The sequence below is a fragment of the Nonomuraea sp. NPDC004186 genome (genome assembly GCF_053603495.1).
The window spans coordinates 1-25,484 of sequence record NZ_JBSGFQ010000153.1 but is presented as its reverse complement, the minus strand read 5'-3'; the positions used below and the strand labels follow the sequence as shown (position 1 = coordinate 25,484).

The following is a 25,484-nucleotide window of genomic DNA, read 5'->3' as shown; positions in this document are numbered from 1 at the left end:
GGGGCGCGCGGTCAGGCGGTCGCCACTGCCAGGAGGTGGCCGCTGACCCCCAGGAGCGACGGCTCCGACTCCAGCCTGCGGGCGGCGTCGAGCAGCAGTTCGCGCCGCTGGTCGTCGTCCAGCCAGTCGTCCACATCGCCGTAGAGCCAGAAGGCGCCCTCCAGGCCGTAACGGTCGGGACGCGGCAGCCCGGCGTCGGCGAACTCGTCCAGGATCTCCTCGAGATCGTGGAGGTAACCGCGGAACCCGCCCGGCCTGGGCGAGATCATCACCCCCGTCTCCAGGCCCCGGTAGTCGGCCGTCCGGTACTCCTCGTCCACGAAGCCGCCGCGGTATACGCCGTCGTGCACGCTCGCGTACCGGCTGATGAAGGCCGCCACGACCGGCCCGCCCGGGCGCACGGCGCGCTTGGCCTCGGCCAGGGCGCGGACGCGGTCGGCCCGTTCGGGCAGGTGGTAGAGCGGGCCGAGCAGCAGCGCCGCGTCGGCCCGGCCGGAGGGGACGGGCAGGTCGCGGGCGTCGCCCAGGCGGGCGCTCACCCCGGGCAGCGTGGACGCCTCCCGTACGTGCAGCGGCACCGGGTCGATCAGCTCGACCTCGTAACCGTCGGCGGCCAGCCACTCGGCGTGCGCGCCGGTGCCCCCTCCCACGTCGAGCACCCGCGCGGGGGCCGGCGGCAGGACGCGGCGCAGCACGTCACGCGTGCGCCAGTACTCCAGCCGGTTGCGCCCCCGCCGCAGCCTGGTCAGCTCGCCGCCCTGCTCGTAGTAGCCCATCACCTCGGGATCCATGATCATGCGAGCCGATGCTACCCATGGGACCCGTTCAGGTTCGAGGCAATAAAGCTCCCTGGCTCTGGGTGTACTGGTGGTCGCTTGGCGCGGTCGTTACCATGACCTCGGGGACTGAATGATCGTCGAACGGCGGGGCGAGCGATGACACGGTTCGTGGCGGCGGTGAAGCAGGTCGCCCCATGGGCTGCGCAGAACGCCGACGGGGCCATCGCGCTGGTGCTCGCGATCGTGATCGGCGTCGTGGGCGTGATGCCCAACGAGATCGTGCCCGACGAGGTGCAGTCCCAGCTGGTCAACGCCGCGACCCTGGTCATCATGGCGCTGGTGGCCACCGCGCTGCTGCGCGACCGCGCGCGCCAGGCCCCGGTCGAGGAGACGATCACCTCGGGCGCGCTGGCCGAGCTGCCCGCGCGCCTGGCCCGCCTGCAGGAGATCGAGTCGCTGGTCGGCAGCACCCGCAAGGCCCTCGACGCGCTCCAGCTCGTACGGGTGCTGGGCAGCAGCCAGGAGATCGCCCAGTCCCACGCGGAGGCGCGCAAGGACACCCACCGGTGGAGCTTCAAGGGCGGCACCGGCACCTACCTGCGCGCGGTCACCCTGCCCGAGTGCGTCGCGGCGGCCCGCAGGGACAAGCGCCACCTCACGGTCAGGGTCGAGGTGATCGACCCGTCCAACCTGGAGGTGTGCGAGACGTACGCCCACTACCGCCGCTCGCTGTCGGACGCCCCCGACGGCACCGGCGAGACGTGGACGACCGACCGGGCCAGGAAGGAGTCGTACGCGACGATCCTGGCCGCCTTCTGGCACCGCCAGCGCTACGGCCTGCTCGACATCGCGGTGGGCCTGTCCTCGACGATGACCACGTTCCGCTGGGACGTGTCGGCCACCCGCCTGATCATGACGGTCGAGGACCCCAACAAGGCGATGACCGCGCTGGCCGGCACGTTCTACTACGAGAACTGCGACACCGAGCTGCGGCTCAGCTTCGAGCAGGCGCGGCGGGTGCCGCTGGAGATGTACAAGAAGGTGCCGTTGAGCGACGAGCCCACCATCGAGGAGGTTCAGGAGCTGTTCGAACGCGTCGGGATCCCGCTGCCCAAGGCGTACAACGGCCGTGACGTCGTCGACATCGCCCGCAAGGCGTTGCGGGCGATGGACCCCTACGGTGAGCCGCATGATCGAGCTGGTGCGTGATGAGCCATCAGGGCGTCCACCAGCGGGTCATCGTGGGCGAGGCCAGGGCCTGGGCGCTGGAGACGCTCTCGTCCGGCGGCCTGACGGCGGTGCGCCACCCGCTCGGGTTCGTGTGCCTGCCGCTGGAGCGCGACGGCGGCGAAGGGGTGTGCGTCCACCTGTGGTCCGACTCGTTCGCGCACGCCGAGAGCACCACCTCGCAGATCCACTGCCACAGCTGGGACCTGGTCAGCCACGTCCTCTACGGCCAGGTGCGCAACGTGCACGCGGTGGTCACCGACGCCGGCCGGGACGCCACGCACCGCGTCTTCGAGGTGGTCAGCGGGACCGACGGCGACCGCATCTCGCCCACCGGGCGCACCGTGCGGCACGCGACGGGCCTGGTGGAGGTGTTCGGCCCCGGCGACACGTACACGCTGGCCGCCGACCGCTTCCACAGCAGCGTCGTGCCGGAGGGCGGCGAGGCGGCCACGATCGCGCTGGGGCGGGGCCGGCCCGGCAGCCGCGACCTGTCGCTCGGCCCGCTGGGCGGCGGGCCGCACCACGTGGCCAGGCAGCCGCTGGACGCCCGCGAGACCGAGCTGGCCGTACGTCTGATCACCGCTCACCTGACCTGAGAGGCATCCGATGGACCTGGATCACGCCCGCACGGTCGCCGTCGAAGCCGCCGAGGCCGCGGGGGCGCTGCTCCGGGAAGGCATGAGCGGCGTGGTCGGCGTCCGGGCCAAGGGCGAGGCGGGCGACGTGGTGACCGACCTCGACCTGGCCTCGGAGAAGCTGCTGCTGGAGCGCATCCTGACGGCGTACCCGTCGCACACGGTGATCGCCGAGGAGTCGGGACTGGTGGGGGCCGCGGGCGGCGAGTGGACGTGGCTGGTCGACCCGCTCGACGGCACCAACAACGTGGCGATCGGCCTGCCCGCCTACGTGGTGGGCGTGGCGCTGTGCCGGGGCGGGCGTCCCGTGCTGGGGGTGGTGCACGATCCCGTCTCCGACCAGACGTGGTCGGCCGTCCGCGGGCGGGGGGCGCTGTCCGCTCCGGCGGGATCGTCCTCGGGGGTACGCCTCGCGCCCCCGTACGCGCCGAGCCCGCACGGGCCGCTGCTGGCCTGGACCCAGGGCTACGGCGTGACCAGGGACGACGCGACCGCACGCGCGCTGCGCACGGCGCTGGAGCTCAACGCGCGGCGGGTGCTGCAGCTGTGGGCGCCGCTGCTGGCGTGGGCGATGCTGGCGCGCGGCGACATCGACGGCATCGTGGGCTACCGGGCCGAGGCGGTCGACCTGCCCGCGGGGGCGCTGCTCGCCCGGGAGGCCGGCATCGAGATCAGGGCGCTGGACGGCGGCCCGTTCGAGGAGTGCATCGACGGCACGGCCGACGACCGCAGCTTCGTCGCCGCCCATCCCCGGGCCGTCCCCGGGCTGCTCGCCCTCCTCGGGCCCGAATGAGGAAAAGTCCGCAGAACATGTGTGTCCTTCGCCGATGAGTTCCGCTCCCGTTCGAGGTCTATTGGGAGAGAACGGAACAAGGGAGAGGGGCTCGACATGATGACCACGACCGAGCTGGCGCAGGTGCTCTTCGCGACCGCTCTGCAGCCGTCCGACCGGCTGTCGCCGTTCCAGATCCGCGAGGCCGTGGACGAGCGGCTGTGCCGGTGCGGCGGCGACGCGGCCCGGTGCGCGGCGTACGTGGCGCAGGAGGCGGGCGACCACCCCGAGACGTACGTCGTGCGGATGCGCTGGGCGCTGGACGCGGTCGCCGGCGCCTACGCGCTGGCCGCCGCCTGATCAGCTGAACCGCACCAGGGTCCACACGGTGGCGAGCAGCCCGGCCACGGCCAGGCCCGTGCCGGTCAGCAGGAAGCGCCGCATCGGGACCTTGACCTCGTGGCGGCGGCACGACTCGAACCACAGCAGCGTGGCCAGCGACGCCCACGGCGTGATGACCGGGGCCACGTTGGTGCCGGCCAGCAGGGCCAGCAGCTGGTCCTGGTCGGCGGCCGGGATGACGGTCTCGACGGCCTTGTAGGCGGGCAGGTTGTTGATGGTGTTGGAGAGCCCGGCCCCGACGGCGGCCGTGCGGTAGGGGTCGCCCTCCGTGCCGACCATCCAGGTCATCAGGTCGGACAGGCCGTGCCTGCTGAGCGTGGGAACCACCAGGAACAGCCCCGTCACGAAGATCACGAGCTGCCACGGGACGAGGCTCCAGGTCAGGCGCTCGCGGGCGCGTACCAGGAAGGCCACGACGATGATCGCGGCCGCAGCCGTGGCGGCGATGGCCACGTGCGTCTTGAGCAGCAGCATCGCGATGAACAGCAGGCAGCCGGCCGACGCGGCGCCGAACAGCACGCGGTCGGCCACCGGCTCCAGCAGCGGCGGGGTGTAGCGCAGGTCGCGCCGCTCGCCCCGGCGCCAGTAGAACACCCACAGGAACACCATCGTCACCGCGATCGAGGCGAGCTGCGGGGCCCACATGCGCGCGGCGAACTCCTGGGCGTCCAGGCCGATCTTCTCCATGCCCAGGAGGTTGGTCAGGTTGGAGACGGGGAGCAGCAGGCTCGCGGTGTTGGCCAGCCAGATCGTGGTCATGGCCAGGGGGAGGGCGGCGATGCGGGCCCTGGGGGCGAGGGCGAGCATGACGGGGGTGAGCAGGACCGCCGTCGTGTCCAGATTCAGAAATATCGTGATAAATGACGCGAAGGCGGTGCAAAGAAAGAAAAGGGCGGCGTAGTTGCCGCGTCCGAGCACCGCCATCCTCGCCGCGATGGCGTCGAAGACCTGGGCTTCCTTGGTGAGCTCGGCCAGCACGATGATCGCGACCAGGAAGATCAGCAGGGGCCCGATCTCATCCAGGCTGGCGAGCGCGTCCTCCCACGGCAGCAACCCGGTCGCCACGAACACCACGCCGAGTATGAGCAGCCCGATCCTGATCAGGTCGAGCACTCCGAGACGCCACACCCGATAGATGATCCCACACGCTGAAAACCTGCGGCCCCACAGGGGATACTGAGCTCATGGCGCGTGACGGCAGGCCGACCGAGATCTTCGTCAGCTACTCCCCGGCCGACACGGCGTGGGCCACCTGGATAGCCTGGGAGCTCGAGGCGGCCGGCTACAAGACCATGATCCAGGAGTGGGACTTCGTACCGGGCACCAACTTCATCGACTTCATGGACCGCGGGGTCAGCGAAGCGCAGGTGGTCGTGGCCGTGCTCTCGCGCAACTACCTGACCTCCCGCTACGGCCGGATGGAGTGGCAGGCCGCGCTGCGGGCCGACCCCGACAACCCCTCCAACAAGCTCGTCACGATCAGGCTGGAGGACGTCCAGCTCGAGGGCCTGCTGTCCACGATCACCTGGGTCGACCTGCTGGGTGTCACCGACCCAGGGCAGGCCAGGGCGCTGCTGCTGGGCCGGGTGCGGGAGGCGATGGCGGGCCGGGCCAAGCCGGCCGCGGCGCCCGCGTTCCCCGACGGCTCCAGGGTGCCGGTGCCCGTCCCGACGCTGCCGCCGCCGGGCGACCGGGCCAGGGCCCGGCGCACGCCGGTGGCGGCGCCGAAGTTCCCCCCGACGGTGAGCGCCGACCGGGCGCGCGAGTCGATCAGCGTGCTGCACATCGGCGGCCCCAGGTTCGGCCGGGCGCTGCCCGATCCGGGCGAGCCGTTCACGCCCGAGGACATGCAGGCGCGCATCTGGGCGGACCTGACCGCCATGTACGACCGGGGCATGCCGCGTCCCGACCTCATGCTGGTCACCGGCGACCTGACCGAGTCGGGCAGCCTGGGGCAGTTCGGGCAGGCGACACGGTTCGTGACCGACCTGCGGCTGCTGATCGGGCTGGAGCAGCATCGGCTGATCCTGCTGCCCGGGCCGCGTGACGTGACCAAGGCCGCCGCCAGCGCGTACTTCATGACCTGCGAGGCCGACGACGTGAGCCCGCAGCCGCCCTACTGGCCCAAGTGGCGGCACTTCGCCGGGCTGTTCGGCGAGGTGTACCAGGGGCTGGACGACCGGGTGTTCGACGGCGGGCAGCCGTGGACGCTGTTCGAGGTGCCCGATCTGAAGGTGGTCGTGGCGGGGCTCAACTCGACGATGGCGATGAGCCACCTCGAACGCGACGCGTACGCGCAGCTCGGGGAGGCGCAGGCGGCCTGGTTCGCCGAGCGGCTGCGGCCGTACGAGGAGAGCGCGTGGCTGCGGCTGGGCGCGATCGGGCATCCGCCGGGCGAGCTGCGGGACGCGCCCACGTTCGAGCGCCTGCTGACCCACCGGCTCAACCTGCTCTTCCACGGCGGGTCCGCCCACCGCGCCGAGGGAGTGATCGCCGCGCCGCGCTCCGGGCGGCACCAGGTGGTCGAGATCACCCCTGACGGCCTGCGGATCTGGCTGCCCGACGCGGGCGAGCCCGAGCCGGTCCCGTACCGGTGGAAGGCCGTGCGGGCCACCTTCACCGGCGAGAGCCCGGCCCCCGAGCCGCCCGCGCCCAAGCCGGACGAGCGCGCGCCGAGCCCGGTCGAGCTGCTGCTCGACCGGATCGCCGAGGTCTGCGAGGCCCGGCACGAGCGCGCCAGGATCCGCCGGTTCGACGCGCACCTCGTGGTCACCCACCCGGATGACGGTTTCGTCCGCCAGACGATGATCGGCGCGCACGTGGGCGAGCTGACCGAGAGCACCGCCGACGGCTTCGTCCGCCAGGCGCACGCCACCGGCCTGGCCGCCGAGCTGGTCTACCAGGGCCCGCCCGCCTCCCGGGCGGTCCGCGACGACCTGATGCGCAAGGGGGTGCGGCTGCGCACCTTCACCGAGTTCCAGGGGCTGCTCGACCTGACCGGCTACGTCGCCGAGCAGACGGCCAGGCTGATGGCCGACCGCCGCTACCCGCCCGACCTGTACGTGCCGCAGCGCTACCGCGAGCTCGACCGCCAGGACGGCCAGATCAAGCACGGCCTGACCGACGAGCTGATGCGGCTGCTGGCCACCGACCACGGCAGGTTCCTGCTGCTGCTCGGCGACTTCGGCCACGGCAAGACGTTCGCGCTGCGGGAGCTGGCCCGGCGCATCCCGGTCGAGCTGCCGCACCTGACGCCGATCCTGATCGAGCTGCGCGCCCTGGACAAGGCGCACTCCGTGGACGCGCTGGTGGCGGCCCATCTGGCCGGGCACGGCGAGGAGTTCATCGATCTCAAGGCGTTCCGCTACCTGCTCAGGCAGGGGCGCATCGTGCTGCTGTTCGACGGGTTCGACGAGCTGGTGACCCGGCTGACGTTCGACCGGGCGGCCGATCACCTGGCCACGCTGCTGGCGGCGGCCGAGGACAAGGCCAAGATCGTGGTCGCCAGCCGTACGCAGCACTTCAAGTCGCACAGCCAGGTGCTGACCTCGCTCGGCGAGATGGTGGGGGTGGTGCCGCAGCGGCGGGTGCTCAGCGTGGAGGACTTCACGCACGACCAGATCCGCTCCTACCTGGCCAACCGGTTCGACGACGGCGACGAGGCCGGCGCGCGCATGTCGCTGATGGGCGAGATCAAGGACCTGCTGGCGCTGGCCCAGAACCCGCGCATGCTGACCTTCATCGCCGACCTCGACGCCGACCGGCTGCGTACGGTGGCGGGCGCCCGCCACACGATCAGCCCCGCGCTGCTGTACGACGAGATCCTCAGCTCCTGGCTGGCCTTCGAGGAGCGGCGGGCCAGGATCCCCGGCTCGGCCACGGCGTTGACCGTCGACGAGCTGTGGCAGGCGGTGACGGCGCTGGCGATGCGGCTGTGGGACACCGGCGAGTCCCTGCTGGGCGTGGACGAGCTGACCGAGATCGGCGAGACGCTCACGGATCTGTCCGACGGGCAGCTGTCGGCGGCGCACGCGGCCTACCGGATGGGGTCGGGCAGCCTGCTGGTGCGGACCGAGGACGGGATGTTCGGGTTCATCCACGCGTCCGTGATGGAGTGGCTGATCGCCCGCCACATCGCCCTCGACAACTTCGCGCTGCTGTCGCGCAGGCCGCTGTCGGCGCTGACCGTGGAGTTCCTGCGCGACCTGGCCGACGTACGGGCCCTGCACGCGTGGGCGGCCGACCCGCCGGGCGACGACGTGTCCAGGGCCAACGCGGTCAAGATCTCGGCCAGGCTGCGCACCCCGGCCCGGGCCGACCTGCGCGGCGCGAACCTCAAGGGCGAGGACCTGTCGGCCAGGGACCTGAGCGACGTGAACCTCACCGGCGCCGACCTGTCCGAGGCCACCCTGGCGGGCACCAACCTGTCCAGGGCCACCCTGCGCGAGGCCAGGCTGACCGGGGCCCGGCTCGACGGCGCCGCGCTGACCGGGGCCGACCTGACCGGCGCCGACCTGTCGGGAGCGCGGCTGGCGCGGGTGGACCTGAGCGACGCGGCGGTCGAGGGCGCCCGCTGGCACCGGGCCTCGCTGATCAACGTGACCGGCACGCTGCCCCACCTGCCCGGCGCGGCGGTGGTGCCCGGCCGGCCGGTGGAGGTCGAGTTCGCCCCGGCCGGCATCGGCGTCCCGTACGGCTACCACTTCCAGACCAGCCGCCTGCCCGAGCCCATCGCCTACAGCCCCGACGGCTCCACGATCGCGATCGGCAACGAGGACGGCGGCGTGCTCCTCTGCGTCGGCGGCGCCCCCGTGCGCACGCTGCAGGGGCACCGGGGCCGCGTCTACGCGGTCACGTTCGCCCGCACCCGCGACCTGCTGGCCACGGGCGCGAGCGACGGAGCCGTCCTGCTCTGGGACTCCCTCACCGGCGAGTGCCTGCACGCGCTCAAGGGCCACGCCGACGGCGTCTGGCCGGTACGCCTCAGCCCGGCCGGCGACCTGGTGGCGGCCGGGGGCGGCGACGGCATCGTACGCGTGTGGGAGACGGCCACCGGGCGGCTCGCGCACGCGCTCGAAGGCCACCAGGCGCCGATCTACACGGCGTCGTTCGGCCACTCGGTGCTGGTGACGGGCGACGCGGCCGGTGTCGTACGCGTCTGGGACCTGACGTCCGGGCAGGTGAAGCAGACGCTCGACGGCCATCGCGGCAGCGTCTACCGCGCCGTGCACAGCCCGGACCGCCGCCTGCTGGCCACCGGCGACGAGGCGGGCACCGTCAGGCTGTGGGACACCGCCACGTGGCGGCCGCTGCACGTGCTGGGCGGGCACGCGGGCAGCATCTACTGTGTGGCGTTCTCGCCGGACGGCTCGCTGCTGGCCACCGGCGACACGGCGGGCGCCGTACGCCTGTGGGAGCCGTCGGGCGAGTCCCGTGGCGTGCACACCACCCACGCGGCGGCCGTCTACCAGGTGACCTTCAGCCCCGACGGGCAGGCGCTGGCCAGCGGCGACTCGGGCGGCGTGCTCCGGCTGCAGCCGGTCGGCGGCGGCCAGCGGGTCGAGCTGACGGGCCACCGCAGCTCGGTCTGGCCGTTCGCGTTCCGGCCTGACGGCCAGCAGATCGCCACCAGCAGCAACGACGGCACCGTGCGCCTGTGGGACCCTGGCTCGGGCAAGTGCCAGCGGGTGCTGCGCGGCCACGGCCGGCGCATCTCGTCCGTCAGGTTCAGCGCCGACGGCTCGATGCTGGCGACCAGCGGCAACGACGGCGTCGTACGCGTGTGGGAGCCGCGTACGGGACGGCGGCTGCGGGAGTTCACCGGCACGGCCGACCGGCTCATCTCGGCCCTGTTCTCCCCCGCCGGGCCCGTGCTGGCCACCTCCAGCAACGACGGCGGCGTGCACTTCTGGAACGCCGTCACCGGCGACTACGAGCGCGAGCTGAGCGCCGAGACCGACCACGTCTGGGCCGAGGCGTTCAGCCCCGACGGCCTCCTGCTGGCCACGGCCAACGACGACGACAGCGTCAAGATCTGGTACCGCCCGACCGGGCGGCTGGCGGGCCACCTGGCCGACCACCGCGGGCGGGTGCGCTCGATCGCGTTCAGCCCCGACGGCGAGTACGTGGCCACGGGCTGCGACGACCGGCTCGTGCGCCTGTGGCACGTGGCCTCCGGCGGCCGGGTCGCCACGCTCAAGGGCCACACCGACCGGGTCTACTCGGTGGTCTTCTCCCCCGACGGCCGCCACCTGGCCAGCGCCGGCAACGACGGCCGGGCCATGGTGTGGGAGCTGCGCCCGGGACAGCCGTGGCAGCCGCGGCTGGTGCACGAGCTCTGGCACGAGGGGCGGCTGTGGAGCCTGGCGTTCGACGCGACGGGCGAGCGCCTGGCCACGGGCGGCGACGACCTGGTGGTGCGGGTCTGGGACACCGCGACCGGGCGGCCGCGGCACACGCTGGCCGGGCACGCCCGCCGGGTGTGGTCGGTGGCCTTCAGCCCGGTCGCCGACCTGCTGGCCAGCGCGGGCGACGACGGCGTGGTGATCCTCTGGGAGGGCGGCGAGCGGCGGGCCACCCTGCTCGGGCTGGCCGAGGGGTGGGCGGCGCTGGCGCCGGACGGGCGCTACAAGGTCCATGGCGAGCCGGCGGGGCAGTTCTGGCACGTGATCGGGATGTCCCGGTTCGAGCTGGGTGAGCTCGACCCCTACCTGCCGGGCGTGCGGCAGGTGCCGCTCGACTCGCCCTTCTGAGCACGGGTCAGCCGCGGCCCGCGCGCCTCGTCAGCTCCTCCCAGACCTCGTCCACCCGGGCGTCCAGCTCGGCCAGCGAACCCTCGTTAGGGATCACGATGTCGGCCACCGCCAGCCTGTCCTCGCGGGAGGCCTGGGCGGCGATGCGGGACTTGGCGTCTGCCTCCGGCATGCCCCGGTGCTCGGCCAGGCGCCGGATGCGGGTCTCGTCGGCCGCGTCGACGACGATGACCACGTCGTACATGGGGGCCAGGTGGTTCTCCGCCAGCAGCGGCACGTCGTAGACGGTGATCGCGTCGTCGGCCGCCCGGCTCTGCAGCTCCGCCACCCGCTCCCCCACCAGCGGGTGGACGATCGCGTTGAGCGCGGCGAGCCGCTCGGGGTCGGCGAAGACGATGGAGCCGAGCTTCTCCCTGTCGAGCGAACCGTCGGGGCGCAGCACACCCTCCCCGAACGCGGCCACCACCCTGGCCAGCCCCGGCGTGTCCGGCTCGACCACCTCGCGGGCGATCCTGTCGGCGTCGATCACGACGGCGCCCTTGGCCGCGAGCCGCTTCGACACCTCGCTCTTGCCCGATCCGATACCGCCTGTGAGCCCAGTCTTCAACACGGGAAAAAGCCTACGGGGTCATCATCGTAGACATGAAGACGACGATCGTACGGGCCGCGCACGAGCAGGCCGCGGCCGTCGGGGACGACTGGGTGGGGCCGCAACACGTCGTGCTCGCCCTGCTGGCCGGCGAGTCCCTGGCCGCGCGGGTGCTGGCCGAGGCGGGGCTGGACCGCGCGCACGCGCTCGAATGCCTGCCGCACCACGCCAGGCCCGCGCACGGGGCGGGCGGCTTCGCCAACCCCGCCTTCTACAAGCTGTACGGCATCGCGACCGGCCTGGCGCTGGCCGCGGGCCACCGGCAGGCGGAGCCGGCGGACTGGCTCATGGCCCTGGCCTACGACGTCGAGGAGGACCGGGGGCCGACGCCGCTGCACCTGTTCGGGGTGGACCCGGCGGCGGTGGCCGCGGCGCTGCGCGCGCACGGGGTCGGGACACCGCCGGTCGACCCGCCCGTGCACGTGCCGTGGCGGGGCCGCCACCAGGTCATCGTGCCCGCCGCCGCCCTCCAGGGCGTGCTCGACCGGCTCAACGCCGACCATCCGGCGGGCTCGGAGTGGCGATGGGGATGGAACTGGGTGGACGACGACCTGGGCCGCGTCATGATCACGGCTGAGGAAGGGATCGATCTGGCCGCATACGCAGATGGATCAGCGTCAGATGATCGTCCATCCGCTCCCGGCTCGTCTCCCGGTAGCCCAGACGGCGGTAGAGCTTGAGGTTGACCCCTGACAGGTGCCCCGTGAACAGGTCGAACGCCTCCGCCTCCGGCACCGCCTCGTGCAGGGCCGTCAGCAGCGCCGTGCCGATGCCCCGGCCCTGGCGGTCGGGCGCCACGACCAGGCGGCCGACCAGGCAGGTCGTGCCGGACACCTGCCCGCGCACCGCGCCGATCACGCGGCCGGCGTCGAGCGCCTTGAGCACGACGGCGCCCTCGATGACCTTGCGGACCTGCTCCAGCGACTCGATGAGCGGCGGGATGTACGGGTCGCCGTACAGCTGGGCCTCGCTCACGTAGGCCGCCCGCTGCAAGGTGAGGATCTCGCCCGCGTCCGCCGTGGTCGCCCGTTCGATCAGCACGCGCAGCACCCTACCGTCCGCTCCTCACGGATACATGCCCGCCGTGAGCTCGCCGGGGCACTCGGTGCCCTCCTGCGGCAGCGTCCCGTTGACGAGGTAGTCGTGCACGTGCGTGCGCAGGCAGGTGGCGCGGAGCCTGCTGACCCCTTGGAGCAGGTACGCGTCGGGCCCGTCGCCGTGCGACAGCACGACCGCCCCGGGGATGTGCCCCACGGGCCGGGCACCGGTGTCCAGCCGGCCGATCCCGACCAGGACCGTGGGGCCGTGACGGGGGTCCGGCGCGTTCGGGGGCCAGCTCGGCGCGCCCTTGCGCGGCATGCCAAGGCATCGTGCGATCTCGTACCGGCCGCTCACCCATCCCACGCGCGGCGCCACCTCGCGCAGATGCGTCTCCATCGCGAGGAAGCGCTGGTAGGCGGGCACGGCGGGCATGAAGTCGTGGCACCACATGGCTCCCGACACGGTCGCGGGCGGCGCCGGCGCGCTCACGGCGTCCGGCCTGGCCGCCTCGGAGGCCTGCTTGGCTGCCTCGGCGTCCGGCTTGATCGCCTCGGAGGCCTGCTTGGTCGCCTCGGACGCCCGCTTGGTCGGCTCGGAGGCCCGCTTGGTCGGCTCGGAGGCCAATGCCGCCAGCCTGGTCGCGTCGCCCTCCCTGGCCTGGGACATGGCCCGGGCCAGCTCCGGCCAGCGCCCGGGGGCCAGCCCGGCGTGGACGGCCGCCGCGAGGCGCCGGGAGTTCACCGTACGCCCGGGGCCCGCGTGCAGGGGCGTGCGGCGGGTCAGGGCGTCGTAGACCTCCACGGCGTCGGTGTCGGCGTCGTGGAGCGGGCACCCCAGGTGCCTGCGGCACCAGTCGCGGAAGGAGAACAGCTGCCGCTCGGCCGCCCGCGCCCGGTCGGTCAGCCGCTGCTCCAGGTCGGGCTCGGTGTGGTCGGGCCCGCCTTCAAGGTACATCCGCCCGGTCCGGTGCGGGAACAGCTCCATGTACGCCTGCCCGTACACGGCCCCGTAGGAGGAGCCGAAGTACCGCAGCCGGGGCTCCCCCAGCTCGGCGCGCAGGGCGTCGAGGTCGTGGGCGACCTGCCAGGACGTGAGCCCGTCGTAGGCGGGTCCGGCGGCGGCGCGGCAACTCCGGTCGTAGGCGGCGTTGTCGCGGGCGTAGGCGCGCCACCCGGCCCGTTCCGGGGCGAGGGCGAGGCGCAGCGGGTCGGGCTGCGCCACCGCGCACTGAACGGCGGCCGCGCTCCCCCGGTCGCCGAGCCCGCGCGGCTCGATCAGCACCACGTCGAACCACCTGGTCAGCTCGCTCACACCCTCCGGCCGGGCGCGCACGGCCTGGACGGTGGAGGCCGGGCCGGTGTTCACCACCAGGAAGCCGCGGCTGTGCTGCGGGTCCTGCGCGGGCATCCTCGCCAGGTCGATCTCGGTACGGGGGCCGTGCGGCCTGGCCCAGTCGACGGGCACGGACAGCTTGGCGCACTGCAACCCGTCGCCGCAGTCCTGCCACTGGGGAACGGCCGCGCCCTTCACCGCCGGCGAAGCGGCGGCCGCGGCCGCCAGCGCGGCCGCGGCAAGGATGATCACCCGCTGAACCATGCCCAATGCGTCGCCCCTGGGAATCGATCGTGGTGTCAACAGCGCAGGTCAGTCTGTCAGCGCCGATCGCCGCGGGCGGCGGGCTCGCCAACACCCAAGGTAAAATCTGCGACCCCTCGACACCTCGCCCGAAACCCCCACGCACACCCCACTCCACGAGCCTCACCCATGACGCTGCCGGCCGACGGCACCGCATCGCACCACGCGCCTGCCCTCGGCACCGCACACCAACGGCGCGGCTGCGATGTCCCCGTGCGGGCCTCTGCGGCACGGTGCGAGCGGAGGGCCGCGGCCCCGGTGTCATCCACCGCCCTGGGTGCCGCGACGCGCACAGTGGCACTCACGGTGTCTCTCGCCCGGCGCCCAGATGCCCAGCGCCTCCCGCCCCGGCCCCCGGAGGCCGGGCGCACGGAAGGCGGGCGCACGCAAGGCAGGCGCACGGACAGGCGGGCCCACCGGACAACCAGGCCCACCGGACAACCAGGCCCACCGGACAGCCGGGGGCGTGGAAGGCGGGAATCCCCAACAGCGGAGGTCGTGGTGCCGGGGGTGCCCGATGCCGAGGGGCGGGCACTGGCACGGAGGCCGGCCCCAACCCCCCGGCGATGGGGGCAGGCGTGCGGAAGGCCCCGCACCGCGAACGGTACGGGGCCTTCCGGAGTTAACGCTGTGCCTCAGCCGGACCCGAAGGTCAGCTCTGGCCGCCCGCGAGCTTCTCGCGCAGAGCCGCGAGCGCCTCGTCAGAGGCGAGCGCGCCGCTGGCCGGAGCCGACGACGAGGAGGAGGAGCCGCCGGCCGGAGCCTGCGTCTCACCGCTGTAGGACGAGGGAGCGGCCTCGCCGGCCTCCGCCTCGGCCTTGCGGGCCTCCTCGATCTGCTTCCGGTGAGCCTCGAAACGCGTCTGGGCCTCGGCGTACTGCCGCTCCCACTCCTCACGCTGCTTGTCGAAGCCCTCGAGCCACTCCCCGGTCTCCGGGTCGAAGCCCTCGGGGTAGATGTAGTTGCCCTGGTCGTCGTACGTGGCCGCCATGCCGTACAGGGTCGGGTCGAACTCGACCTCGGTCCCGACGCCCTCGTTGGCCTGCTTCAGCGAGAGGCTGATGCGGCGACGGTCGAGGTCGATGTCGATGATCTTGACAAAGATCTCGTCGCCGACCTGGACGACCTGCTCCGGGATCTCCACGTGGCGCTCGGCCAGCTCGGAGATGTGGACCAGGCCCTCGATGCCCTCCTCGACCCGGACGAACGCGCCGAACGGCACCAGCTTGGTGACGCGGCCCGGCACGACCTGGCCGATCTGGTGGGTGCGGGCGAACTGCTGCCAAGGGTCTTCCTGGGTCGCCTTGAGCGACAGGGAGACGCGCTCGCGCTCCATGTCGACGTCGAGGACCTCGACCGTGACCTCCTGGCCGACCTCGACAACCTCGGAGGGGTGGTCGATGTGCTTCCAGGACAGCTCGGACACGTGGACCAGACCGTCGACCCCACCGAGGTCGACGAAGGCGCCGAAGTTGACGATCGAGGAGACGACGCCCTTGCGGACCTGACCCTTCTGGAGGGTGTTGAGGAACGTCTGGCGAACCTCGGACTGCGTCTGCTCGAGCCAGGCGCGGCGCGACAGAACCACGTTGTTGCGGTTCTTGTCGAGCTCGATGATCTTGGCTTCGAGCTCGCGGCCGACATACGGCTGCAGGTCGCGGACGCGGCGCATCTCCACGAGGGACGCCGGCAGGAAGCCACGCAGGCCGATGTCGAGGATGAGACCACCCTTGACGACCTCGATGACGGTGCCGGTGACGATGCCGTCCTCGTCCTTGATCTTCTCGATCGTGCCCCAGGCGCGCTCGTACTGCGCGCGCTTCTTGGACAGGATCAGGCGGCCCTCTTTGTCCTCCTTCTGGAGGACCAGGGCTTCGACGTGCTCTCCGACTTCCACGACGTCAGCTGGGTCGACATCGTGCTTGATGGAAAGCTCGCGCGAGGGGATGACACCCTCGGTCTTGTAGCCGATATCGAGAAGAACCTCGTCTCGATCGACCTTGACGACGGTGCCCTCGACGATGTCGCCGTCGTTGAAGTACTTGATGGTCTCGTCGATCGCCGCGAGGAAGGCTTCCTCGGACCCGATGTCGTTGACCGCTACCTGCGGGGTGCTCGAGGTGGCCTCAGTGCTGGACGTCATGTGTGGAATTGCTCCGAACGCGGACAGGATGTCGATGTGGCGGATGCGCGGCAGGCCCTCTTCCGCATCAAGCCGAGGAATTACGACATCGACGTGACCGAGCGCGAGCCCGCTCCGTCTGAGGCGCGCGCGAGCCCACAGCGCAGCGATCAGCATATGAGACCATCGCCACGGGGTCAATCCGGGGAGCAATCAATACGCGTTGACCTGCAGTCCGCGCTTGGCGTCGATTTTACCTCGCAGTTTCTCCGGTATGGAGATGCGGGCCGGGTCGCCGTCGGAGACATAGCGCTCGCCGGGGTGCTTGTTCAGCCATTCCAGCCAGTACTGCGAGCACCACTTGCGGCACTCGCCCTTCTTGCCGTTGCTCTGGATGCGCTGGATGGCTCCCCGGTCGAATTTTTTCGCGTAGGGCGAAAGCGACGGCTCCGCGCCGGCGAGGAACACGCCCGCGAAATCATACCGGGTGCCGTCCCAGGACCCGGTACGGGCGAGCTTCTTCGGCCGGGGCATCGACCCGAACGGCAGGGCCATCGTCCGCGACTCCGGCACGCCGAGCTTCTTGAGCAGGCGTTCGAGCCGGACGATCTGCTCGCGGACCTTCTTCTTGCGCATCACGCGCAGATTGGGGTGGTTCCAGGTGTGGTTGGCCACCTCGTACCCGTGGTCGACCAGCCACTTGACGGCGACCGCCTGGGACTCCCGGTCGGTCAGCCCGAACGGCTCCCTGTTGATCCAGAAGGTGGCGACCGGCCGGAACCCCGGGTATTTCCCGGCCACCTCCTGGAGGACGGCCACGGCCGTGCCGGCCTTGGGGTTGCCGTTCGCGTCGAGCGCGAAGTGGCTCGGGTGCCCGTCGTCGAACGTCAGCACGACCGGGAACTTCCCCGCCGGCACCTTGATGTCGCCGGTGACGAAGTCTCTGGCGGTGATCGGCACGTAGCCCTGCTTGGCCAGCTTCTCCAGCTCTTTCCTGAGCTGGTCGGGCGTCCTGTCGATCGAGGCCAGCCGCTTGGGGAGGATCCGGTGGTACATCAGGACCGGCACCAGCCCGGCCTCGTTGGCGTGCACCTGCCGGGCGAACTCGGGTGTGGCCACGACCCCGGGCGGCTCGCCCACCGGCGTCTGGCTCGGCGGTGCGACGCTGCCCTGGACCTTGGCCACGTCCTTCGGCTTGGCGTGCGGGCGCTGCTCGGACGGTAAGAGGCTCAGGCCGACGACGGCCACCGTTACCACCACCACGTTGGCGATGCCGATGGTCCGCGTGAGGGACGCTGAAATCCGCACAGAGCTCCTGGCCGCCTAGTGAAATTTCCTCCAGGTTAGTCGAAAAAGATGATCAGTCAGTGCCCGGCGTCCTCCCACGTACGCCCGACGCCCACGGAGACCTCCAGCGGGACGCGCAGGTGGTAGGCGGCGTTCATCTGGTCGCGCACGAGCTGCTTGAGCTGCTCCAGCTCCCCTGGCGCGACCTCGAAGACCAGCTCGTCGTGGACCTGCAGCAGCATCCTGGAGGCCAGCTTCTCCTCGCGGACGGCCTGGTGGACGTTGAGCATGGCGACCTTGATGATGTCGGCGGCCGACCCCTGGATGGGGGCGTTGAGCGCCATCCGCTCGGCCATCTCGCGGCGCTGGCGGTTGTCGCTGGTGAGGTCGGGCAGGTAGCGGCGGCGACCCATGATCGTCTCGGTGTAGCCGTCGGTGCGCGCCTGCTGGACGATGGCCTGCAGGAAGTCGCGCACGCCGCCGAACTCGGTGAAGTATTCCTCCTTCAGCGCCCGCGCCTCCGCGACCGGGATGTTGAGCTGGCCGGACAGCCCGAAGTCGGACAGGCCGTAGGCCAGGCCGTAGTTCATGGCCTTGATGCGGGCCCGCAGCTCGCCGTCGATCTGCTCGGGCGGCAGGTTGAACACGCGCGCGGCGGTGGCCTGGTGGAAGTCGTGGCCCGACTCGAACGCCGCGATCAGCGACTCGTCGCCCGACAGGTGGGCCATGATGCGCAGCTCGATCTGGCTGTAGTCGGCCGTCAGCAGCGTCTCGTAGCCCTCGCCGACCACGAAGCCCTGCCGGATGCGGCGGCCCTCGGCGGTGCGGATCGGGATGTTCTGCAGGTTGGGCTTCTCGGAGGACAGGCGGCCGGTGGCGGCGATGATCTGGTTGAACGTGGTGTGGATGCGCCCGTCGTCGGAGATCTCCTTGATCAGGCCCTCGACGGTGGTGCGCAGCTTCTGCTGGTCGCGGTGGCGCAGCATGATCGTCGGCAGCTCGTGCTCGGTCTGCGTGGCCAGCCAGGCGAGCTGGTCGGCGTCGGTGCTGTAGCCGGTCTTGATCTTCTTCGTCTTGGGGAGGTTGAGCCGGACGAAGAGGATCTCCTGCAGCTGCTTGGGCGAGCCCAGGTTGAACTGCTCGCCGACGGAGCGGTGGGCCTCCTCCACGGCGTGCTTGACCGCGGCCCCGAACTCGGCCTCCAGGCCCGTGAAGTATTGGCCGTCGACGGCGATGCCCGCCCGCTCCAGCTCGGCCAGCACGGTCAGCAGGGGCAGCTCGACGTCGGCCAGGAGCTGGGTGCCGCCGCGCCCGGCCAGGAAGGTCTCCAGGGAGTCGGCCAGCTCGCGCACGGCGTGGGCGCGCAGCGCGAGGTCCTTGGCCGGGGCGTCCTCGTCGTCGCCGAACAGCGCGGCCTGCCCGTTGGACTCCTCCTCGGCCCGCAGGTCGCGGTGGAGGTAGCGCCTGGCGAGGTCCTCGAGCGCGAACGTGCGCTGCCCCGGCATCGCCAGGTAGGCCGCCAGCGCGGTGTCGCAGCTCAGGCCGCGCAGGTCCAGGCCCTGCGCCCAGAGCGCCAGGATGGGCCCCTTGGCGTCGTGGACGGCCTTGGGGCGGCTCTCGTCGCCCAGCCAGGCCCGCAGGGCCGCCTCGTCGGCCTCGGTGAGCTTGACGGGGTCGATGTGGGCGGCGGTGCCGTCGGGCGAGGCGACGGCGATGGCGTCGATGCGGCCGGTGCCGCTGCCGTAGGCGCCCTTGAAGGCCAGCCCGGCCCGGCCCGCGGGCATCGCCGACAGCCAGCCGGCCACCCGGTCGGGGCCGAGCAGCACGGTCTCGACCTCGAAGCCCTGCTCGGGCTCCTGCTCGCCGCTGCCGAGCACCTTGAAGACGCGCTCGCGCAGCTCGCCGCGGATCTGCAGGGAGTCGAACAGCTTGTTGATCTCCTCGCGGTCCCACGCGCCCTGCGTGAGGTCGCCGAGGTCGACGTCGAGCGAGACGTCGCGCAGCAGCTCGGTGAGGCGCCGGTTCATCAGCACCTGGGCGACGTGCTCGCGCAGCTTGTCGCCGACCTTGCCCTTGACCTCGTCGACCCGGTCGACCAGCGCGGTCAGCGAGCCGAACTCGCGCACCCACTTGGCGGCGGTCTTCTCGCCCACGCTCGGGATGCTCAGGAGGTTGTCGCTGGGGTCGCCGCGCAGGGCGGCGAAGTCGGGGTACTGCTCCGGCGTCAGGCCGTACTTCTCGACCACGGCATCGGGGGTGAACCTGGTCATGTCGCTGATGCCGCGCCGGGTCATCAGGACGGTGACGTGCTCGTCGACCAGCTGCAGCGCGTCGCGGTCGCCGGTGACGATCAGCACGTCCATGCCCTCCGCGGCCGCGCGGGTGGCGAGCGTGGCGATGAGGTCGTCGGCCTCGAAGCCCGCCTTGGACAGGTGCGGGATGCGCAGGATGTCGAGCAGCTCGTAGATGAGCTGCATCTGACCGCGGAAGTCCTCCGGCGTCTCGCTCCGGTTGGCCTTGTACTCGGAGTAGGCCTCGTGGCGGAACGTCGGCTCCGACCTGTCGAAGGCCACCGCCACGTGGGTCGGCTGCTCGTCGCGCAGGACGTTGGTCAGCATCGAGGTGAACCCGTAGACCGCCTCGGTGTGCTGACCATCGGTGGTCATCAGGTTGGCGTCCTTGAGCGCGTAAAAAGCGCGGTAGGCCAGGGAATGCCCGTCAAGCAGCAGGAGGCGCGGGCGGCTGGGGGTCACTTCACTCTTCGGCACACACGCAGCCTAGTCTGCGTCTGCGACAGAAAACCTGAGCTCGGAAGAGTGGAGACGTCCCTTTGACGCAGACCAACCCCTTGGACTTCTCGGTGCTCGGCGCCGTGCACGAAGGCACGCTGGCCGACCGCATGGGCATCGAGTTCCTCGAGGCCGGCCCCGAGCGGGTCGTGGGCCGCATGCCGGTCGCGGGCAACACCCAGCCCTACGGACTGCTGCACGGCGGGGCCTCGGCGGTGCTGGCCGAGACGCTGGGCTCGGTGGCGGCCGCCATCCACGCGGGCCCCGAGCGCATCGCCGTGGGCATCGAGATCAACGCCACCCACCACCGCTCGGCGACCGCCGGGCACGTCACGGGCGTGGCGACCAGGCTGCACGGCGGCCGGACGCTGGCGACGTACGGCATCGAGATCACCGACGAGCAGGGAAAACTCGTGTGCACCTCTCGTCTCACGTGCATGTTGCGCGACAGGTGAAACTCCTGTCCCTTTGCGCGCCGCGCCCGTAGCTCGATACGGTGGTCCGAACGCGAGCCCGCGGGGTGGCCCAGTAGAAAACGTGTGCGGCCGGGGAAGCCCTACACGGTCCCAAAGGCCGCCCGCGCGGGCTCGTCCACGTTTTACGGCGATCGTTACGGATTCGTTCGCCGAGCCGCCAGGCGTCTAGTGCGATTTAGCCCCTGACCTGGCTTGTTGTTTGCTCACATCAGCGACACACACATGTCACTAATTGGTGACGAACGATACTGAACCGGGCGTCACCAGAATAAGCTCCCGCCACAGCATCCCAGTTGTGCCTGCGATGCGCGCGTGTCGAGATGGAGGGGCACAACCCCGCCTTGACCTACTTGAGGGAGCACCATTGCGCAGAGCCGTGATCGCGTTCACGGCCTTCCTGGGTGGACTCGTCTTCCTGCTGGCCAGCCCCGCTCACGCGGGGCCCGCCGATTGCCAGGGACTGAGGGGAACACTCAAACTCCAAGGCCAGCCAGTGAACGGCGCCAAAATCGCCGTGACCACCGAGAGCGGACAACCCGTTAAGGAGGTCACGAGCAACGCACAAGGCACTTGGGACGTTCCGGTCGACAAGCCCGGTAAGTACAAGGTCACCTTGGATGTCAGCAGTCTTCCGCAGAACGCGGAGGTGCGCGGCGGCAACAATGTCCGCACGCCGACCGTCTTCGAGGGCAACTGCTCGACCGTCCTGTTCGCCCTCCAGGCCAAGGGCGCTCCCGGGCAGCAGCAGGAGAGCGGCGGCGAGAGCTCGTTCTGGACGACGGCCGCGCAGCTGACCTTCGAGGGCCTGAACCTCGGCCTGATCATCGCCCTGGCCGCGCTCGGTCTGTCGCTCATCTACGGCACGACCGGCCTGACCAACTTCGCCCACGGCGAGCTGGTCACGCTCGGCGCGATCCTCGCCTACGCGTTCAACGTGGGCTTCGGGCTGCATATCATCCCGGCCGCCATCATCGCGGTCGTGGTCGGCGGCTTCCTCGGCTACCTGCAGGACCGCCTGTTCTGGGGCCAGCTGCGCAGGCGCGGCACCGGCACCATCGCCATGATGATCATCTCGATCGGCGTGGCGCTGTTCCTGCGGTACGTGTTCCTGATCTTCTTCGGCGGTCAGAACGAGGCCTTCGCCCAGTACACGGCCCAGCCCGGCATCCAGGTCGGCCCCATCACGGCCGCGCCCAAGAACTTCGTCGCCATGGGCATCGAGCTCGCGGTCCTGATCATCGTCGGCCTGGCCCTGATGCGCACCCGCACCGGCAAGGCGGCCCGCGCCGTGGCCGACAACCCCGCGCTCGCGGCCTCGTCCGGCATCAACGTCGACCGGGTCATCCGGATCATCTGGACCACGGGCGGCGCCATCGCCGCGCTGGCGGGCATCATGCTCGGCCTGTCGCAGAGCCTCAAATACACGATGGGCCAGGACATCCTGCTGCTCATCTTCGCCGGCGTGACGCTCGGCGGGCTCGGCACCGCGTTCGGCGCGCTGGTCGGCTCCTTGGTGGTGGGCCTGTTCATCCAGGTCTCCACCCTGTGGGTGCCGCCGGAGCTCAAGAGCGTCGGCGCGCTGGCCGTACTCATCATCGTGCTCCTCGTCCGGCCGCAGGGCATCCTGGGCCGCCGCGAGCGGATCGGCTGATCGGGGGAGGATCAGAATGGACTGGATCACGATCATCAGCACCACCCTCAAGTCCGCCATCGGCGTGGACACGGTGCTGTACGCCCTCGCGGCCATCGGCATCAACATCCACTTCGGTTACACGGGCCTGCTCAACTTCGGCCAGGCCGCGTTCATGGGCGTGGCCGGCTACGGCCTGGCGGTCACCGTCACCGTCATGGGCCTGCCGTTCTGGATCGGCATCATCGTCGGCCTCGCCGCCGCCGTGCTGCTGGCGATCCTCATGGGCATCCCGACGCTGCAGCTGCGCGCCGACTACCTGGCCATCGTCACCATCGCGGCGGCCGAGATCATCAGGCTCATCTTCCGCTCGGTGGCCTTCAAGTCGGTCTTCGGCGGCTCCGACGGCCAGCGCGGCTTCTCCGACGGCTTCTACGCCCTCAACCCGTTCCCCGAGGGGGACTACGGCTTCAACCTCGGCCCGGTGCCGATCTTCTTCAACAACCGGGTCCTGTGGGTGCTGGTCGTCGGCTGGGCGCTGATCGCCATCTGCTGCGGCATCGTCTACCTGCTCATGAAGAGCCCGTGGGGCCGCGTGCTCAAGGCCATCCGCGAGGACGAGGACGCCGTGCGCAGCCTCGGCAAGAGCGTCTTCTCGTACAAGATGCAGTCGCTCATCCTGGGCGGCGTCATCGGCTCGCTCGGCGGCTTCATCTACGGCCTGGCCTTCGCCTCCGTGCAGCCGGACGTCTTCGGCACCGAGACGACCTTCTACGTCTACACCATGGTCATCCTCGGCGGCGCGGCCCGCGTGCTCGGCCCGGTCGTCGGCTCGATGATCTTCTGGGTGCTGCTGGTCTTCATCTACGGTGTGCTCACCGAGGCGGTCGGCGCCGGGTACATCACCTTCATGGACACCAACCAGGTGGGCGCTTTCCGCTACATCATCGTGGGTCTTGGCCTCATCCTGTTGCTCGTCTTCCGGCCACAGGGCGTCTTCGGTGACAAGAGGGAGATAGCAATCGATGCACGCTGAAACCCACACCCAGGCAGGCGCCACCGAGCGCAAGGCGGCCGCCCTGGCGGCGTTCAAGGACCTGGCGCGCGATCCCGGCGTGCCCAAGCCCGACCCCATCCTCGTGGTGGACAACGTCGTGCGCCGCTTCGGCGGCCTGACCGCGGTCGAGGTCGGCCACGTCGAGATCCAGCGCGGTTCCATCACCGCGCTGATCGGTCCCAACGGCGCCGGCAAGACCACGTTCTTCAACCAGCTCACCGGGTTCGACACGGCCGACTCCGGCTCGTGGACGTTCAACGGGAAGTCCATGAACGGCGTGCCCGCGCACAAGGTGGCCCGCGCCGGCATGGTGCGCACGTTCCAGCTCACCAAGGCGCTGTCCCGGCTGACGGTCATGGAGAACATGCGCCTGGGCGCCCAGCAGCAGAAGGGCGAGAGCTTCTTCCGCGCGCTCATCCCGAGCCTGTGGCGCGGCCAGGAGGACGAGATCACGGTACGGGCCGAGGAGCTGCTGGAGCGGTTCAAGCTCGCCGCCAAGCGCGACGACTTCGCCGGATCCCTGTCGGGCGGCCAGCGCAAGCTGCTGGAGATGGCCCGCGCGCTCATGGTCCAGCCCGAGCTGGTCATGCTCGACGAGCCCATGGCCGGGGTCAACCCGGCGCTGACGCAGTCGCTGCTCGGCCACGTCAAGGACCTGCGCGAGCAGGGCATGACGGTGCTGTTCGTGGAGCACGACATGGACATGGTCCGCGACATCAGCGACTGGGTGATCGTCATGGCGCAGGGCGCGGTCATCGCCGAGGGCCCGCCCTCGACGATCATGTCCGACGAGCGCGTGATCGACGCCTACCTGGGCGCCCATCACGACGCGCCGCTCTCGGAGACCGAGCTGGAGGCCCAGCTTCACGAGGCCGAGGCGGCGCTGGAGGCCGAGATCGAAGAGGAGACGCAGAAGTGACCGTCCCTGAGCCGGCCCAGTCGAAGGCGGCCGTCACCGACCGCGGCGACCACCTGGCAGGCGCCGAGGACGCCGTGCTGAGGTGCGACGAGCTGATCGCCGGCTACCTGCCGGGCGTCAACATCCTCAACGGCTCCGACCTCTACGTCAAAGAGGGCGAGCTGATCGGCATCATCGGCCCCAACGGCGCCGGCAAGTCGACCCTGCTCAAGGCCATGTTCGGGCTGGTCACCATCCGCAGCGGCACCGTGCTGCTCAAGGGTGAGGACATCACGAACATGAAGGCGCACTCGCTGGTCGCCCGCGGCGTCGGCTACGTGCCGCAGACCAACAACGTCTTCCCCAGCCTCACCATCGAGGAGAACCTCGAGATGGGCGCCTTCCAGGTGCCGGGGAAGTTCAAGGAGCGCTTCGAGTTCGTGGCCGAGCTGTTCCCCGCGCTCAAGGAGCGGCGCAAGCAGCGCGCCGGCTCCCTGTCCGGCGGTGAGCGGCAGATGGTCGCGATGGCCAGGGCCCTCATGACCGAGCCGTCCGTGCTCCTGCTCGACGAGCCGTCCGCGGGCCTGTCGCCGAAGCTGCAGGACCTGGTGTTCATCCAGGCCCAGCAGATCAACAAGGCTGGCGTGACGGTGATCATGGTGGAGCAGAACGCGCGGCGCTGCCTGCAGATCTGCCACCGCGGCTACGTCCTCGACCAGGGCCGCAACGCCTACACCGGCACCGGGCGGCAGCTCGCCAACGACCCCAAGGTCATCGAGCTGTACCTCGGCACGCTGGCCAAGGCGTAAGACGATCGCGAACGGCGAAGGGGCTCCCATGGGCCCCTTCGCCGTTCTTTAATGTGCGTTGTGAAACGTTTAGCGACAGTCGCGCTCATGCTTCCCGTCCTGCTCGTCGGATGCCAGGGCAACGCCTCGTCCGCGTCCAAATACAGCACCGGCGGCGATCCCACCGACAGCCCCTGCGCCCGCGTGGTCTCGGCCATCGGGTACGCCAACCTCATGCTGGAACCGAAGGGTCAGGAGGACCGGCAATATTTCGAGGACGCCGTGATCGGCCGCCTGGCGGAGCTGCGCGGGATCACGCTGGAGTTCGGCGACCGGCTGCCCGACTCGCTGAAGGGCGCCGTACAGACGATCAAGACCACGACCGCCGGGCTGTCCAGGAACGACGTGCCCCGGGAGCGGCAGGTGGCGCTGCTCAAGCAGTACCGCGTGGCCGCCGACCAGATCGTGGCGGGCTGCAAGTAGCGACGAGAAGGGGCCGGCCATTGGGGGCGGGGCCGTCCGTGTGTGGGGGCGGTTGTAGC

General features: G+C 71.0%; 20 protein-coding genes. 12 read left to right on the top strand and 8 right to left on the bottom strand.

Annotated features, from left to right (window positions below; translation table 11 throughout):
• Positions 1 to 11: 11 nt before the first annotated feature.
• A complete protein-coding gene (locus ACWEPL_RS58240) occupies positions 12 to 797 on the bottom strand; it encodes a class I SAM-dependent methyltransferase (protein ID WP_452441753.1) in 786 nt (261 codons plus the stop codon).
• A 138-nt stretch (positions 798 to 935) separates the two neighbouring features.
• Here ACWEPL_RS58240 and ACWEPL_RS58235 point away from each other — a divergent pair, with 138 nt between their 5' ends.
• The 4 genes from ACWEPL_RS58235 (at position 936) to ACWEPL_RS58220 (ending at position 3,776) form a co-directional block, all read left to right on the top strand.
• Positions 936 to 1,988 carry a hypothetical protein gene (locus ACWEPL_RS58235; protein WP_350726346.1) on the top strand — a complete coding sequence of 351 codons (1,053 nt, stop codon included), beginning with the start codon at positions 936 to 938 and terminating at the stop codon, positions 1,986 to 1,988.
• Entirely contained in the window at positions 1,988 to 2,605 is a 618-nt protein-coding gene (locus ACWEPL_RS58230) for a hypothetical protein (RefSeq protein ID WP_452441752.1), read from the top strand. Before ACWEPL_RS58235 ends, ACWEPL_RS58230 begins: the two co-directional genes overlap by 1 nt.
• A gap of 10 nt (positions 2,606 to 2,615) precedes the next feature.
• The gene (locus ACWEPL_RS58225; RefSeq protein WP_449891933.1) at positions 2,616 to 3,437 is read left to right on the top strand and encodes an inositol monophosphatase family protein; all 822 of its coding nucleotides are present in this window, start codon (positions 2,616 to 2,618) and stop codon (positions 3,435 to 3,437) included.
• A 96-nt stretch (positions 3,438 to 3,533) separates the two neighbouring features.
• A complete protein-coding gene (locus ACWEPL_RS58220) occupies positions 3,534 to 3,776 on the top strand; it encodes a hypothetical protein (protein ID WP_350726341.1) in 243 nt (80 codons plus the stop codon).
• On the opposite strand, the gene ACWEPL_RS58215 is transcribed toward ACWEPL_RS58220, so the two are convergent.
• Positions 3,777 to 4,946 (bottom strand): SLC13 family permease, encoded by a 1,170-nt coding sequence (locus tag ACWEPL_RS58215; protein WP_452441751.1) that lies wholly within the window; start codon positions 4,944 to 4,946, stop codon positions 3,777 to 3,779.
• Positions 4,947 to 5,002: 56 nt separating this feature from the next.
• Here ACWEPL_RS58215 and ACWEPL_RS58210 point away from each other — a divergent pair, with 56 nt between their 5' ends.
• Positions 5,003 to 10,570 carry a TIR domain-containing protein gene (locus ACWEPL_RS58210; RefSeq protein ID WP_452441750.1) on the top strand — a complete coding sequence of 1,856 codons (5,568 nt, stop codon included), beginning with the start codon at positions 5,003 to 5,005 and terminating at the stop codon, positions 10,568 to 10,570.
• 7 nt (positions 10,571 to 10,577) lie between these two features.
• On the opposite strand, the gene coaE is transcribed toward ACWEPL_RS58210, so the two are convergent.
• Positions 10,578 to 11,180 (bottom strand): dephospho-CoA kinase, encoded by a 603-nt coding sequence (gene coaE / locus ACWEPL_RS58205; protein WP_357728462.1) that lies wholly within the window; start codon positions 11,178 to 11,180, stop codon positions 10,578 to 10,580.
• A gap of 32 nt (positions 11,181 to 11,212) precedes the next feature.
• On the opposite strand from coaE, the gene ACWEPL_RS58200 reads away from it, so the two are divergent.
• A complete protein-coding gene (locus ACWEPL_RS58200) occupies positions 11,213 to 11,899 on the top strand; it encodes a Clp protease N-terminal domain-containing protein (RefSeq protein ID WP_452441749.1) in 687 nt (228 codons plus the stop codon).
• On the opposite strand, the gene ACWEPL_RS58195 is transcribed toward ACWEPL_RS58200, so the two are convergent.
• From ACWEPL_RS58195 to polA, 5 genes are all read right to left on the bottom strand, one after another.
• Positions 11,787 to 12,266, bottom strand: a complete 480-nt coding sequence (locus ACWEPL_RS58195; RefSeq protein ID WP_397366296.1) for a GNAT family N-acetyltransferase — start codon at positions 12,264 to 12,266, stop codon at positions 11,787 to 11,789. The two genes, ACWEPL_RS58200 and ACWEPL_RS58195, sit on opposite strands and share 113 nt — an antisense overlap.
• Before the next feature lie 18 nt (positions 12,267 to 12,284).
• Positions 12,285 to 13,844, bottom strand: coding sequence for an alpha/beta fold hydrolase (locus tag ACWEPL_RS58190; RefSeq protein WP_452441748.1), 1,560 nt, complete (start codon positions 13,842 to 13,844; stop codon positions 12,285 to 12,287).
• Positions 13,845 to 14,547: 703 nt separating this feature from the next.
• Complete coding sequence (gene rpsA / locus ACWEPL_RS58185) at positions 14,548 to 16,038, bottom strand: 30S ribosomal protein S1 (protein ID WP_363963826.1); 1,491 nt, start codon at positions 16,036 to 16,038, stop codon at positions 14,548 to 14,550.
• Positions 16,039 to 16,230: 192 nt separating this feature from the next.
• Positions 16,231 to 17,325, bottom strand: a complete 1,095-nt coding sequence (locus ACWEPL_RS58180) for a polysaccharide deacetylase family protein (protein WP_397366108.1) — start codon at positions 17,323 to 17,325, stop codon at positions 16,231 to 16,233.
• 56 nt (positions 17,326 to 17,381) lie between these two features.
• A complete protein-coding gene (polA, locus tag ACWEPL_RS58175; protein ID WP_363963822.1) occupies positions 17,382 to 20,072 on the bottom strand; it encodes a DNA polymerase I in 2,691 nt (896 codons plus the stop codon).
• Between the two features lie 131 nt (positions 20,073 to 20,203).
• Between polA and ACWEPL_RS58170 the strand changes: the two genes are divergently transcribed.
• The 6 genes from ACWEPL_RS58170 (at position 20,204) to ACWEPL_RS58145 (ending at position 25,425) form a co-directional block, all read left to right on the top strand.
• Positions 20,204 to 20,548 carry a PaaI family thioesterase gene (locus tag ACWEPL_RS58170; RefSeq protein ID WP_192794325.1) on the top strand — a complete coding sequence of 115 codons (345 nt, stop codon included), beginning with the start codon at positions 20,204 to 20,206 and terminating at the stop codon, positions 20,546 to 20,548.
• A gap of 634 nt (positions 20,549 to 21,182) precedes the next feature.
• Entirely contained in the window at positions 21,183 to 22,220 is a 1,038-nt protein-coding gene (locus ACWEPL_RS58165; RefSeq protein ID WP_363963820.1) for a branched-chain amino acid ABC transporter permease, read from the top strand.
• Positions 22,221 to 22,236: 16 nt separating this feature from the next.
• A complete protein-coding gene (locus ACWEPL_RS58160) occupies positions 22,237 to 23,235 on the top strand; it encodes a branched-chain amino acid ABC transporter permease (protein ID WP_363963818.1) in 999 nt (332 codons plus the stop codon).
• The gene (locus ACWEPL_RS58155; protein ID WP_363963816.1) at positions 23,225 to 24,175 is read left to right on the top strand and encodes an ABC transporter ATP-binding protein; all 951 of its coding nucleotides are present in this window, start codon (positions 23,225 to 23,227) and stop codon (positions 24,173 to 24,175) included. Before ACWEPL_RS58160 ends, ACWEPL_RS58155 begins: the two co-directional genes overlap by 11 nt.
• Positions 24,172 to 24,963, top strand: coding sequence for an ABC transporter ATP-binding protein (locus ACWEPL_RS58150; protein WP_387831325.1), 792 nt, complete (start codon positions 24,172 to 24,174; stop codon positions 24,961 to 24,963). The genes ACWEPL_RS58155 and ACWEPL_RS58150 overlap by 4 nt, the downstream gene beginning before the upstream one ends.
• An 87-nt stretch (positions 24,964 to 25,050) precedes the next feature.
• Positions 25,051 to 25,425 carry a hypothetical protein gene (locus tag ACWEPL_RS58145; RefSeq protein WP_397366102.1) on the top strand — a complete coding sequence of 125 codons (375 nt, stop codon included), beginning with the start codon at positions 25,051 to 25,053 and terminating at the stop codon, positions 25,423 to 25,425.
• Positions 25,426 to 25,484: the final 59 nt, after the last annotated feature.